Below are 12,224 nucleotides of genomic sequence, written 5' to 3' on the forward strand. Positions count from 1 at the left end.
TTTGTTATATAGCAATGATCAATGAAACTTAAAAAAGCATCCATCTTCGTCGAAGCTTTTAAGGAGTAAATAGCACTGATCTAGTTTTCAATCTAGATTCAATTGAAAATCTCATATGCGACGACTAAATTGGTAAGGATATTTTAATGGGGGTAATTCTGATTTTTCTTGAAATAGCCTGCAAAAGAACTTTGATATAAGTTAAGGCTTTGTATAATCGAATCAATAGATTAATCCGTTTCTTATAAGCGGTTTTGAGCTGTCTAAATGTAAGTTTTTTTAAATGAAGATTAAAATATTTTAACAGGAAATTCAGGTCGCACGCTATTTTATCCTTTAGGAGCTTTCTGAAATTAACATCAAGTAAAACTGTTAAACCAATTTTAATGATACATGTTTATCTATGCAAGCAAATTGATTTTACCCTTTTCAATACCAAAGCTTCTTGGCTGTGCAAGCCAAGAGCTAGGGGAATAAAAAATTATTTAAACACTTTAAAACGCACAGCATCATCGATATAGGCCTTTTCAGCCGCCGCCGCTTCAATTGAACCAAATACCAACTGTGCACGAAGTTTCCAAGTTTTAGGTATATCCCATTCCGCATGAACTTGTTCATCGACAATTGGATTATAGTGCTGTAAGGATGCACCAATACCGTCACTATTTAAGGCTGTCCACGTTGAAAATTGTGCGATTGCTGTAGAGTGTTCAGCCCAAATCGGAAAGTTTTCTGCATAAGCAGGAAACTTTTCTTGTAAATTTTGGATCACGTCTAAATCTTCAAAGAAAAGAACGGTACCAAAGCCTGCGATAAAACTGTCTATTTTAGTTTCTGTTTTTAAGGCACTCGCTTCATCTTTGGCATAGGCTTTGAGTTGAACTTTTACAAAGTTCCAGAACTTCTCATGTTCAGCATTAAATAAGATCACTGCACGAGATGATTGTGAGTTAAAAGAAGATGGGCTTTGCTTGATCGCTTGCTGAATCAAATCAGTAAGATGCTCAGGAGATTGATTAACATTACGTCCAATCGCATAAATTGTACGGCGTTTATGAATTAAATCTAAAAAATTATTCGACATTGCTGAATATCCTTGGATATATCCCCGGGGAAATCCTATACTTTAAAAAAGATTATCAAGATATTTTAAAAAATCATAACAAGTATGATTTGATTAAAATCAAAAGTATTACAACATAAAAAAACTTGATAGAAATATCTACTTTTGTCATATGTTTCTAAGCAAAAGTGAATTAGGAGAAATATAAGGGGCTGTTGACATTTCATAACTGGCTTGCGTTGTAGGTTAAAATTGAGCATGAGATGTATACATCGTAAAGCATGAAGGATAATAGCGAATCTATTTTCGACTTTCATAACGAAGACTGAGATAATTTTAGCCACAATCAGAAGTTTTATCGTACAACCGCGTAAAAAAGATGATTGAATAGAAGCACCAACATTTAAAATTAAATCATGCAGACTTGATAAACGAGTGAACTCATTTAAATCATTGTCATCATGCTTAAACAAATGCTAAATAAAATCTAAAAATTAAAAATCGTTCCACTCAAAATTTAGATATCGCAATTGGTTAAAAAATGAAAGTTTTAAATATATTAAGTATCATCAGTTCAATATTTATTCTATTTTTTATGTTTTATACGCTTGGGCCTACAATTTAAAAAATTTCAACAGATGAATAAAAAATAAAAGGCAGTTTAAAACTACCTTTTATACTTGAATCTGATCATTTCAACCGAATGCCATTTTTGATTAAAAATTAGCATTCAGGACTTTTGCTGGTACAGTATTTTTCCAAATATCTCGCAAAGTAGGTAAATAAAATTTTTCACCTAACTCAACCAATTCAGCATCAATCAATGCATGCGTTTCATGCATAAATAAATAATCCAGTTCAACTGTGGACAATTGTTGCTGTTTTTTTGCAAATTCTTTACGTTTGGCTTGAGCTTTTTTAAGCAATTGATCTGCAAAGTTTTTATTCTTATATTGGCTAATCGCTTGTAAACGTAACTCAATCACACCCCAACCTGTAAGGAGTTTCTTAAAGATCTCAAAATCTTCAGTTGTGGATTCCCAAGTCATTTTATCCAAGTCTTCATCATCAGGAAGTACTGGAAGTAAAATTTCCATTACACTTGGAAAAATCTTTTTGAAATTTAAAATAAATTTAACAGGGTGCTCACCAGGGTAATCTTTAAAATGCACATTTTCCTGAACATCTGTTAAATAAATTGATAACATTAAAAAATCCTTAATTAAAATACTGTTTTATTATAACGTTATTGATCATCTTGCAGCGTAGATGCAAAATGAAAATAACATGAAAACAGTGAAAGAAATGCATTCTAACAATTATGGCAGTTTATTCAATGCCAATTGCCGTATTCATCTGTTGACGATCAAGGATTGTGACGGGTGAATAAACTGATTCTTATAAATAACTAAACATTATCAAACTCACCGACCAAAAACTCGATTAAAGCTTTTACCGATGGTAATAGACCTCTTCTAGAAGTATAGGCCAAATGAATTAGCTCTGGCATGGGTTCCCACTCAGGAATCACTTTAACCAGTCTGCCCGCTTTTAAGTCTTCAGCAATAATTAATTCAGGTAATTTTGCAATTCCCAACCCATCTAAAGTCGCTAAATGCAATGCACTTAAATCAGTAGTGGTTAGTCTAGGTTCATCCTTAACCACATATAATTCATTGTTAGAATTATAAAGATCCCAATGATATTCAAATGACAATGACTCCATCATTAAAATGGGTAATCTTTTTAATTCTTCTGGTGCTTTAATCGAATAATGCTGATTCAACAAATGAGGACTAGCAACAATAAATTGTTTTGAAACTGATAGGTTACGGACAATCAAATCACTGCTTTTTAAAGGTAATGGTCTGATGCGAATTGCAACGTCATAACGTTCATTAAACAAATCTACCTTTCTATTTGTCGCTTCCACATGCAATTTTACTTTAGGATAAAGTACTAAAAACTTATTCAGCATTTTACTGACATTAATATGCAATAAATTTGTAGGGCAAGAAATTTTTACACTTCCAGTTGGCTCTGAACGTAATATTGCAATCGCTTCCTCAGCTGACTCTGCTTCCACAAGCATGGCTTTACAATGTTGTAAATAAATTTTCCCAACTTCTGTAATAGAAATTCTTTTCGTGGTTCGATTGAGAAGCTTTACTCCTAAACGATTTTCTAATTCAGCAACCCTTCGACTTAATAATGATTTAGTTACACCCAATTTATTACTAGCGGCTGAAAATCCGCCATATTCAATAACTTTTGTAAAATAATACAGGTCATTTAAGTCTTTCATATTTTGCCCTTACACATCACAAATGTTCTCTCTACAGGACAAAGTGTCATATAAATAGAATAATACAACATCTGTCCTACTGATAGTATTAAACACAGCAAATCATTGCTCACTTAAGAGGATATAAGAATGTCTACTCCAGCAAATTTTAATGGTCTAGCACCAGTGATTGACGTAAATGATTCCGTTATGCTATTGATTGATCATCAAAGTGGTTTATTTCAAACCGTTGGCGATATGCCCATGCCTGAGCTACGCCAACGCGCAGCAGCTTTAGCTAAAATAGCGTCCTTATCAAACATTCCTGTCATTACTACAGCCTCAGTTCCTCAAGGACCCAATGGCCCTCTCATTCCTGAAATTCATGCTAATGCCCCTCATGCGCAATATGTCGCACGTAAAGGTGAAATTAATGCTTGGCATAATCAAGAGTTCGTTGACGCTGTTAAAGCAACGGGTAAGAAGACCTTGATTATTGCGGGTACGATTACCAGTGTATGTATGGCATTTCCTGCAATCAGTGCAATTGCTGATGGCTATAAAGTTTTTGTTGTGGTTGATGCATCAGGTACGTATAGCAAAATGGCACAAGAAATTACCTTAGCGCGTGTGGTTCAAGCAGGTGCGGTACCGATGGATACAGCGGCGGTTGCTTCAGAAATTCAACAAACTTGGAACCGCGAAGATGCTGCTGAATGGGCTCAAGTGTACACTCAAATCTTCCCTGCTTATCAATTACTGATTGAAAGTTATTCAAAAGCACAAGAAGTTGTAACAAACAAAGAAGTACTTGATTCGGTACGTAAATAATTTTAAATAAATGATGATTTTAGACACCTTTCGAGGTGTCTAAATCTGCGCTATGACGCAATAATTGCTACTTTCATTTTGTTACTACTTCAAGTTTAGAGAATAAATCATATCTTTAAATTAAAAATTAATGTACATGATCCATCTCCTTTTCCGCTGCCTCAAGCGCAGCAGATTCATTGGCAACGTCATTGACCCATCCATAGCCATTTTTCATCAAAATGGCATAGGTTTTATCATCTGCTGTAATCGTACCCATGGTAAAATTATCTTTAATCGTTTGAGTAATATGAAACTTCTCACTATTTTGATCTCCTCCTTCTAGTGAGCCTGACCAACTGATAATATCTTCATCTGGATCAACCTCTATACGTTCTATAACGGCCTGTCTGTTTAAACCATAGCCCGGCACATTAAACACTATTTGATCACCAACATTCTTCGCCTCTAAGGTATATAGATCATTCCTTAGAAATATTCGCCCATCTTTTTTTTGTGCATCTGTCAAAGGAATAGGATTATACATAGACACCGTATCCACAGTACTCAAATAGAACATTTGTTGATTGAAAATTCCTGCACGTAATTTGTCCTTATCTAGCGATACAAGTTTACGGCGAGCATGGCTGTCTTTTATACGTTGCAATACTTGTGTTTCACTTAGATTTGCATTTAGCTTCGGTGAATTCACTTGATCAATTTGATCAGATTTGTTAGACGTCATCGTTTCAGCGGTATCCTCTTGACCTGAGATGAACCAAGCCAACAAAGAAACCACCAGAACAGTTAAAACAACGAAAATAATGAGATACATCCGTTTATTCATTATGGATTAACTGCCACTAAAAATTTTGAAATAGCTTCAACATTCTCATTAATTTTTCTCAAGCCATCAAATTTGTCAGTTTCACCTAAACGCACACCATATTCAGGGCTATAGATATCGGGGCTTGAATATAAGCCAATTTGATTTCCCCCCATAATAGTGCTGCCTAAAGGATGACCAAATCCCCAGTTATAACCTGTGGTTCGATCAAAACTATGTCCTAGCCCCATGTTATGCCCTAACTCATGCCGCATTGCGGTGATACCACAACCATAGTTATGTGATCCGATCATGTTGTACTTGCTCGGTGTGCTATTTATATAAGCTAAACCGCAACCTGAATGATCTGTAATGGTATATATCGCATCAGCACCTGTTCTGGTTCTTTCCGCTTGTACGGTGGCATCTGAACGTCCTAAATTAATCGCATCACCGAGTGTCGTTCCAGGGATTCGATAATCCAAGTATCCAACTTCTTTGTAGTAGGCTTTTGCTTGCGAGTTTTCAAGCGCTTGATTGGTTAATCTAAGTGCTTCACGGGCTTGAATTTTTGCAGCTGTTGCACCGAGTTTTTCATTGACTACCGGGCTATTCACAAGTAGTAAATCAATTTGATAACTATCGATGTTCCAAACACCATTGTTAAATACTAAACGGATTTTATCGCCTTTTTTCAAACTTGCACTAATGTTGCCACCTGAAACAGTAAACGCTGTATCCGCAGAATTCGATAAGATGACCTTGTCACCCGACTGAGCCACTGGCAAGTTTACAACAGGTGCCCATTGTGCATTATCAGCGGTTATTTCAACGACAGGGGTTTTAAATGTAAAACCCTGTGCAGCGGCGTTTGCAGTTAATACGGTTTTAGGAGCCGAAGCCAACACCCAATACGATTTATCTGCAATATAAATGAACTCGTAACGATCGCCTTTGTTGAGTTTTAGCGTCGCTGTGGTATTGGTATTTTCATTTTCAATTACGGACTGCCAACTCGCACTTGAGCTAACAATGATACGATCACGGTCGTTAGCAATTTTTGGTAGTTCCAATGAAGGAACCCATGCTCCATCTCCAAAACGAATTTCGGTCTTAGGTGCAGTTAAATTCTGCAAAGCTGTGTTTAATACAGTAGTATTACCGTTTACAACGTTTACTATACGTGTTGGAACAGACAGTGGTACCCATTTACCCAGTTCTTGATTGTATTGAAAAATATAAGTGTCATTTTTATTGAGTACCAGTGTACTTGGAAACAAAGCATTCGCTGCATTAATTTTTGAAGCTTTAAGTGCATTAGACTTAACCACAAGAATCTGGCCATTCTGAGCTGACTGCGGCAAATTGATTGTATCAATCCAAGCAGCATCACTTACAACATATTGAGCCTGTGATTGTTGAAATACTGGAATGGTATAGCCATTTTTTTCAGGATTAAAGCTGGCAGTTTCTGTTGCATAAAACTCCCATTTTCCATTACTAAATTTAAAACGATAACTATTTCCAGATTTTAAAGTGAGGACCCCTTTTTTTTCAATATTTATATTCGTTAAATCAATATCACTATCATAACCCGCCGTTGATTGAATTGTAATTAATGCACCATCTTTTGCTACATTGGGTAAGGCAATATTCTTCACCCAATTGCCATTGGATACACTAAATATCAGCTCATCATAGCCTGTTGGGATATTCCCACTCTGGTTATTCTGGTTGGGTGATAGTGTGGTTGCGGCTATGGCAAAAGTGACCATGCCACTTGTAATGAAGACTGTAATAACTTTTATTTTATTCATATTATACCTGAGTCAATATTATAAAGTTGAGCTGATACTATAAATTAATTTTTATTGAAAAATAAAATTAAAAATTGTTAATAAAATCTATAAAACCAATAACAACCCCAAGCGCTATAAAATTTCAAATATTTGATATATATAAAAAAATTAAAAATAACATCCAAAAAAATGCAGTGATTTAAAAATAAAATTTAGTAAAATCATCAATATAAATCAATCAATAATTCGTGAACTATCATTCTTTTTATTGAATAATCAATGTGTTTAAATCTCAGTGTTAAAAGATAGAAATTTGATATTTTTATAGCTGATTCAACCCATTAAAATTATTTTATATCATTTCATCCACATTAATTATCACATCTTAACTTTCTAGATTTACAAGTTAAAAAATAACAATATCAATGATTTAAAATATAAAATTAAACCCTTAAATTAATATTTCCTACTCAAAAGAATAAAAATCATAAAAAAAAGTGTCCCTAAAGGATATGGTCGCAAATTATTCTAAATGGTAAAAACTTTTAATCGTTTAACAGTTTCATGTTGGATAACCACAATGATCACGGAAAGTCATCAAATTAAAGCAAGAAAAGTATATTTCGATTTTTCTGAGTCTTCTGTATGTTGGATGCCAGATGATCCATTATGTTCACATATCGCCAATGGTATCAATATGCTTTTGCCTGCCGGTGAATTTTGGTTCTGTAGAGTATTTAATAAAACCCTTCCACATATTACAGATAAAAAATTAAAACAAGAGGTTATTGGCTTTGTCCGTCAAGAAGCGGCACATGCACGCGCACATGAAAAAGTACAAGATTTTTTAAGAGAAAATGGCTATGACATACAAGAACCATTAAATCGTGCCCATCTTGTTTTCAACATTTTATTAGGTGACAAACCATTAGGAATTCCACTTTTAAAAGTAAAGAAATTTGACGAATATTGGTTAATCTTTCGTGTAGGTGTCATTGCAGCGATCGAGCATTTTACAGGTACGATTGGGCAATGGACGCTGGATAGCAAATCTTGGGATAAAGCAGATCCAGCCATGGCTGATTTATTCCGCTGGCATCTCGCTGAAGAAGTAGAACATCGTTGTGTCGCTTATGATTTGTTTGAGCATTTGTTACAACAAAAATTAGGTTTTTATGTTTCCAGACAACTCATCATGATGGGAATTTTTCCACTCTTTATTTATTTCCTTGTTGATTTTGCTCGCAGTCTTGGACAACAAGATACTGAACATCAACACATTCAAAAATTAATGCGCCGTGGGTTCTTTTCTTTTATTCGAGAGTTTGAAAAAACTGCAACGAAAACAGATCACCTACCAACCATTAAATATTTATGGAAAGCCACTCTACGTTGGACATCTCCAAAGTTTAACCCAATTCATGAAGGTGATACTGAGCAGGCTTTAGCTTATATGTCACGTTCACCTGCTGTTCAATATTTTGAGAAAACGGCGCTCAATTAGAGGCTCATAACAAAATAGAGCGACCATAAAGTTAGCGAGAAACATGGTTAATGTAAGTCTTATAACTCCTCCAAAGTCTAAAAAAGCACCTTAAGGTGCTTTTTTAGACGACTGATGCTTTCTAAATGAATCATCAAAAGTATAGTCGTTTACAGCTCATTATTTCGTGTTTGGACGTACCATTTTTTCAGGTTGTACCACTTCATCAAACTGTTCAACTGTAACAAAACCAAGTTCTATCGCAACTTCTTTTAAAGTCTTATCTTCTTTATAAGCAGTTTTAGCAACTTTAGCCGCATTTTCATAACCAATCACAGGATTCAATGCTGTTACCAACATTAATGAATTATGTAAGAAATAATCAATTTTTTCACGATTTGGTTCAATACCTACGGCGCAGTGTTCATCAAAACTATTACACGCATCACCAAGCAATTGAATCGACTGAACAAGATTATATGCAATCACAGGCATATAAACATTCAGTTCAAAATTCCCCGCTGCACCAGCAAAATTAATCGTTGTATCATTCCCCATGACTTGCGCAACCACCATTGTCATTGCTTCACATTGGGTTGGGTTGACTTTACCAGGCATGATGCTTGAACCTGGTTCATTCTCAGGAATACGTAACTCACCCAAACCACAACGTGGTCCACTTGCTAACCAGCGTATATCATTGGCAATTTTATTTAAACTTGCAGCTAAGGTTTTCAATGAGCCAGAAGCAAATACAGCAGCATCACGACCAGCAAGAGCTTCAAACTTATTGGGATTACTAATAAATGGTAACCCCGTAAGTTTGGCTAATTCTTCTGCAGCTTTGTCTGCATATTCAGGATGCGCATTTAAACCTGTACCAACAGCTGTGCCACCAAGTGGTAACTCATAGAGCCACACCAAAGCCTGTTGTAAACGTTTTAGTCCATGATCCAGTTGTGATACATAACCACTGAATTCCTGTCCTAATGTAAGTGGTGTTGCATCCTGTAAATGAGTACGACCAATCTTAACAATATCGTCAAACTCTTCTGATTTGCGATTTAAAGTATCTCGTAAGCGTTTTACTGCTGGAATAAGCAACTCATTGATTTGAACTGCAGCAGCCACATGAATCGCTGTTGGAAATGAATCATTCGTAGATTGTGCGCGATTGACATGATCATTCGGATGCACAGGCTTTTGTGAACCTAATGGATTACCCAACTTTTGATTGGCAATATTGGCAATGACTTCATTACAGTTCATGTTACTTTGCGTACCGGAACCTGTTTGCCAAACCACCAACGGAAATTGTGAATCCCATTTCCCTAAAATCACCTCATCTGCAGCATCGACAATATACTGTGACAGATCATGCGGAATTTGATTTAAGCTGGCATTGGTTATTGCTGCTGCCTTTTTGACCAGACCCATCGCTCGAATCATCGGCCGTGGCATATGTTCTGTACCAATTTTAAAGTTTTCTACGCTTCGCTGAGTTTGTGCGCCCCACATTGCTTCGCTTGGGACTTCAACATCGCCCATTGTGTCATGTTCAATACGTGTTTGCATTTTCAACCTCTTCTTCGTCCATATCTTATTTTCAAGTTAAAGCTTGTTTTGACAACATCTGCGTAAAAACACCAGCTTCAGCGAAGCGATTATGCTAAACAAATCAATTAAACATGTAAATGATAATTATTTACAAAAATAATCTATTCTGGATTTTTACCGATTATTTAAAGTATTTTGATAAAAACGCCATTCATCTTCAATCATTTGTTTAAGCGAGCGCTGTGCTTTCCATTTTAAAAGCTCAAATGCTTTTTGGCTGGTAGATGCAACCTGATCCAGTTCATCTAATTTATACACCGCATCAATTTGATGGATTTGACTCGCCGTAACCTCTTCGATCAAGTGGATCAGGTTTTGTATCGAACAGACAGGACCTGCAATATCAAAACTTTGATAAACATTACCCTGCTCATGTAGCCAAAGAATAGTGGATCTAATTGCTTCACATACGTCAAGAACATGCACAAAGCTACGCTCAGTCGTTTTATCCTCAGTCTCTGAATTACGTTGTACTTCAATTAGATCACGTTGTTGAGCCGCAACTTGTAAAGCCAAAGGAACAACATTTTTAGGTAGTGGTGCAACAAACTCACCCAAGACACCATGCTCAAATGCACCGACGACATTTGAAACCCTTAAAATGGCAATTTTCCATTCTTCATCAGTTTTGAATGTGTCTTTAATGATTTCTTCAATCATTTGCTGAGATTTTATATAAGGATTAGGGTAACTATAATTAAATGCGGTTTGTTCATTCAGCTCTAAACTTGATTGCGCATAAACCATAAGGCTAGAAAGATGTACCAAATTTCTGACACCGGTACGCTGCATCGCGCGTAATAAACTCATAATACAACTGAGATTGTCATTATAATATTCAAGTGGTTTTAAATTTGACTCTTCAATGGATTTAAATCCGGCACAATGGACAACGGTATCTATTGAATATTGTTCAAATACTTTATTTAAAGCGGGAGTATTACGAATATCAATTTTGACAAAGGGAATATACATTCCTGTAATAAATTCTAAGCGCTCTAAGCATTGCAGATTGGCATTGGCTAGATTATCCACAATGACGACCGCTTGCCCTTGAGCTAGCAAACTTAAAACCACATGCGAGCCTATAAAGCCTAAACCACCAGTCACTAAAATCATTGTATACTACCTATCATTATCAAGTTTGAATGTTGCAAACTGTCCATTCTCCAAGTGAATCGCCATCAAATGAGTACTTTATTACTAATCACCGCAGCACCGACTTCAATACATGCATGGCATGCATTGGGTTTAGCTCAAGCACTGCAAGCTGAAGATCAAGAATTTCGTGTTTTCTTTTATCAAGATGGTGTACAAGTTGCGAACAACTTGCAATGGGTTCCTGACGATCAACGTAATTTATCTGTAGAATGGCAAAAACTCTCAATTCGACTTCCTGTCTGTGTGAGTGCTGCATTAGCGCGGGGGATAACAGATCAAGAGAATGCCAAACGTCACCAAATTCCAGCCGATAATCTTGCAAAAGGTTTTGAGCTTGTGGGTTTAGGCGAACTTGCAGATGCTGTTCAATCTACAGATCGTATCATTCAATTCTAAGTTGATCATCCCATTAGCGTGTTGCATTTAAAAGGTAATTTGTGTGAATACTGTGCTCGTTGTGATAACTCAAGCAAATTTAAATACATTGCAGATACATGAAAGCTTGTCAGCAACCATGGTGCTTGCAACTTTTGGCTGTAAAGTCAAAGTGTTACTTAAAGACGCTGGATTAAGCCTACTTAAATCAGAAATGGCTTTTGACCAATTAAATCACGTATTTAAGCTTGCTTCGAATCTAGTCGATAGCTTTGAATTCTATGATTTAACACCAGTTTTAGTAGAAAATATGAATAAATCCTCGAATTTTGTTACTCAATCACAACAAGAGTTGAAATTTGTAGAACTGAATGCTGAATTTATTCAGTCTTTTGATCATGTGTTGTATTGGTAAGCTGTAGATGGAAAGTTCAAATGTCAGATAAAACACTTTATTTAATTCAATCTTCTTTTATACATACAGACCATATATTGAATCAGTTGGATCAACTGTATGGTTCTCATGATCACATTGTTTTAATGGGTGATGCGGTACTGTTTGCAGCAGATCAGCGCTTAACAAACAAACAGAATCTTTATCTTCTTGAAAATGATGCTGAGATTTTATCTGAATCCATTCCTGAAAATTTTAAATCAATTTCTTACCCACAATTTGCTCAGTTGGTTTTAGACTTTAGCCGTTGTATCAGTTTAAAATAGTGGGCTAGGTTGTCAATTATCTTCGATTTTTTAAAAATCAATCTTTGATGTTTTGTTGATCAAAAGTTATATTGTTTCAGTTGTTT

At 35.7% G+C, this 12,224-nt stretch carries 12 protein-coding genes; 5 read left to right on the forward strand and 7 right to left on the reverse strand.

Annotated features, from left to right (window positions below):
- Nucleotides 1-481: 481 nt before the first annotated feature.
- The 3 genes from WFN33_RS02675 to WFN33_RS02685 all read right to left on the reverse strand — a co-directional run bounded on the left by WFN33_RS02675 (nt 482) and on the right by WFN33_RS02685 (nt 3,368).
- The gene (locus tag WFN33_RS02675) at nt 482-1,084 is read right to left on the reverse strand and encodes a nitroreductase family protein (protein ID WP_336951282.1); all 603 of its coding nucleotides are present in this window, start codon (nt 1,082-1,084) and stop codon (nt 482-484) included.
- A 695-nt stretch (nt 1,085-1,779) separates the two neighbouring features.
- Nucleotides 1,780-2,271: a hypothetical protein gene (locus tag WFN33_RS02680; protein ID WP_336951284.1), complete on the reverse strand. Its 492-nt coding sequence runs from the start codon at nt 2,269-2,271 to the stop codon at nt 1,780-1,782.
- A 200-nt stretch (nt 2,272-2,471) separates the two neighbouring features.
- Nucleotides 2,472-3,368, reverse strand: a complete 897-nt coding sequence (locus WFN33_RS02685; protein ID WP_336951286.1) for a LysR substrate-binding domain-containing protein — start codon at nt 3,366-3,368, stop codon at nt 2,472-2,474.
- Nucleotides 3,369-3,497: 129 nt separating this feature from the next.
- Between WFN33_RS02685 and WFN33_RS02690 the strand changes: the two genes are divergently transcribed.
- Complete coding sequence (locus WFN33_RS02690; RefSeq protein WP_336951288.1) at nt 3,498-4,178, forward strand: hydrolase; 681 nt, start codon at nt 3,498-3,500, stop codon at nt 4,176-4,178.
- A gap of 127 nt (nt 4,179-4,305) precedes the next feature.
- Here WFN33_RS02690 and cpaB read toward each other — a convergent pair whose 3' ends face one another.
- Both cpaB and cpaA read right to left on the reverse strand, forming a co-directional pair.
- Nucleotides 4,306-5,004, reverse strand: a complete 699-nt coding sequence (cpaB, locus tag WFN33_RS02695) for a metalloprotease secretion chaperone CpaB (protein ID WP_336951290.1) — start codon at nt 5,002-5,004, stop codon at nt 4,306-4,308.
- Nucleotides 5,004-6,800 carry a metalloendopeptidase CpaA gene (gene cpaA / locus WFN33_RS02700; protein WP_336951292.1) on the reverse strand — a complete coding sequence of 599 codons (1,797 nt, stop codon included), beginning with the start codon at nt 6,798-6,800 and terminating at the stop codon, nt 5,004-5,006. The genes cpaB and cpaA overlap by 1 nt, the downstream gene beginning before the upstream one ends.
- 562 nt (nt 6,801-7,362) lie before the next feature.
- Here cpaA and WFN33_RS02705 point away from each other — a divergent pair.
- Nucleotides 7,363-8,286: a metal-dependent hydrolase gene (locus WFN33_RS02705; RefSeq protein WP_336951294.1), complete on the forward strand. Its 924-nt coding sequence runs from the start codon at nt 7,363-7,365 to the stop codon at nt 8,284-8,286.
- A 159-nt stretch (nt 8,287-8,445) separates the two neighbouring features.
- On the opposite strand, the gene fumC is transcribed toward WFN33_RS02705, so the two are convergent.
- Together fumC and WFN33_RS02715 are read right to left on the reverse strand one after the other, a co-directional pair.
- Nucleotides 8,446-9,840, reverse strand: a complete 1,395-nt coding sequence (gene fumC, locus WFN33_RS02710; protein ID WP_336951296.1) for a class II fumarate hydratase — start codon at nt 9,838-9,840, stop codon at nt 8,446-8,448.
- Between the two features lie 156 nt (nt 9,841-9,996).
- The gene (locus tag WFN33_RS02715; RefSeq protein WP_336951298.1) at nt 9,997-11,001 is read right to left on the reverse strand and encodes an SDR family NAD(P)-dependent oxidoreductase; all 1,005 of its coding nucleotides are present in this window, start codon (nt 10,999-11,001) and stop codon (nt 9,997-9,999) included.
- Between the two features lie 69 nt (nt 11,002-11,070).
- On the opposite strand from WFN33_RS02715, the gene tusD reads away from it, so the two are divergent.
- The 3 genes from tusD to WFN33_RS02730 are packed head-to-tail and all read left to right on the forward strand — an operon-like array spanning nt 11,071 to nt 12,138.
- Nucleotides 11,071-11,439 (forward strand): sulfurtransferase complex subunit TusD, encoded by a 369-nt coding sequence (gene tusD / locus WFN33_RS02720; RefSeq protein ID WP_004720599.1) that lies wholly within the window; start codon nt 11,071-11,073, stop codon nt 11,437-11,439.
- A gap of 43 nt (nt 11,440-11,482) precedes the next feature.
- A complete protein-coding gene (locus WFN33_RS02725; protein WP_336951300.1) occupies nt 11,483-11,833 on the forward strand; it encodes a hypothetical protein in 351 nt (116 codons plus the stop codon).
- 20 nt (nt 11,834-11,853) lie between these two features.
- Nucleotides 11,854-12,138 carry a DsrH/TusB family sulfur relay protein gene (locus WFN33_RS02730; RefSeq protein ID WP_239045683.1) on the forward strand — a complete coding sequence of 95 codons (285 nt, stop codon included), beginning with the start codon at nt 11,854-11,856 and terminating at the stop codon, nt 12,136-12,138.
- Nucleotides 12,139-12,224: the final 86 nt, after the last annotated feature.

It is taken from the genome of Acinetobacter sp. AS167 (assembly GCF_037152175.1).
Classification (GTDB): Bacteria; Pseudomonadota; Gammaproteobacteria; order Pseudomonadales; family Moraxellaceae; genus Acinetobacter.

Bases quoted from the DNA above. Each gene is read 5' to 3' on its own strand.
- WFN33_RS02675 (WP_336951282.1), bottom strand. From the start codon at position 1,084: ATGTCGAATAATTTTTTAGATTTAATTCATAAACGCCGTACAATTTAT.
- WFN33_RS02680 (WP_336951284.1), bottom strand. From the start codon at position 2,271: ATGTTATCAATTTATTTAACAGATGTTCAGGAAAATGTGCATTTTAAA.
- WFN33_RS02685 (WP_336951286.1), bottom strand. From the start codon at position 3,368: ATGAAAGACTTAAATGACCTGTATTATTTTACAAAAGTTATTGAATAT.
- WFN33_RS02690 (WP_336951288.1), top strand. From the start codon at position 3,498: ATGTCTACTCCAGCAAATTTTAATGGTCTAGCACCAGTGATTGACGTA.
- cpaB (WP_336951290.1), bottom strand. From the start codon at position 5,004: ATGAATAAACGGATGTATCTCATTATTTTCGTTGTTTTAACTGTTCTG.
- cpaA (WP_336951292.1), bottom strand. From the start codon at position 6,800: ATGAATAAAATAAAAGTTATTACAGTCTTCATTACAAGTGGCATGGTC.
- WFN33_RS02705 (WP_336951294.1), top strand. From the start codon at position 7,363: ATGATCACGGAAAGTCATCAAATTAAAGCAAGAAAAGTATATTTCGAT.
- fumC (WP_336951296.1), bottom strand. From the start codon at position 9,840: ATGCAAACACGTATTGAACATGACACAATGGGCGATGTTGAAGTCCCA.
- WFN33_RS02715 (WP_336951298.1), bottom strand. From the start codon at position 11,001: ATGATTTTAGTGACTGGTGGTTTAGGCTTTATAGGCTCGCATGTGGTT.
- tusD (WP_004720599.1), top strand. From the start codon at position 11,071: ATGAGTACTTTATTACTAATCACCGCAGCACCGACTTCAATACATGCA.
- WFN33_RS02730 (WP_239045683.1), top strand. From the start codon at position 11,854: ATGTCAGATAAAACACTTTATTTAATTCAATCTTCTTTTATACATACA.